This is a genomic window from Pseudomonas yamanorum, assembly GCF_013386765.1.
Classification (GTDB): Bacteria; Pseudomonadota; Gammaproteobacteria; order Pseudomonadales; family Pseudomonadaceae; genus Aquipseudomonas; species Aquipseudomonas yamanorum_A.
This window is the reverse complement of record NZ_JACARE010000089.1, coordinates 5,937-6,466: the sequence shown is the minus strand read 5'-3', so window position 1 is coordinate 6,466 and position 530 is coordinate 5,937. Positions and strand designations below refer to the sequence as shown.

1 protein-coding gene is annotated in these 530 nt (G+C 56.4%); it reads right to left on the bottom strand.

Translation table 11 applies throughout. The annotated features are described in order from the left end of the window. Positions 1-139: 139 nt before the first annotated feature. Positions 140-530: ABC transporter permease subunit (locus HX875_RS33000; RefSeq protein WP_256348230.1), on the bottom strand; the 391-nt coding region annotated here is incomplete at its 5' end.

The window sequence follows — 530 nt, the reverse complement described above, 5'->3', positions numbered from 1 at the left end:
AAGTCAGGATCGGCGTGGGATGCCCGTGGGGACGGTTCATGAAGAGTATTTCCCGGCGACGAGGTGAAGGTACGAAGGGGAACTTTACTCAGTCACGCATATAACTAGAAATATTAAAAATTCATTAGTACATAACCGTTTAGCGTCGATGCGCCAGCGACCTCACACAACGATCCCCCAGGCTTTGCACCCCCTGAACCAGCACCACCAACACAACCACCGTCACCACCATGATCTGGTTATTGAAACGCTGGTACCCATAACGAATCGCCAGGTCGCCCAGGCCACCACCACCAATCACGCCGGCCATGGAGGAAAAGCCGATCAGCATCACCAGGGTCAGGGTCAACCCGGCGAGCAACGCGGGCAGCGCTTCCGGCAACAGCACCTTTAGGATCACATGCCGAATATCCCCGCCCATGGCGACGATGGCTTCGATGCGCCCCTTGTCCACTTCATCCAGCGCGTTTTCGACAATGCGTGCAAAGAACGGAAAGGCGCCAATAGTGATCGGCACCACGGCGGCGGTG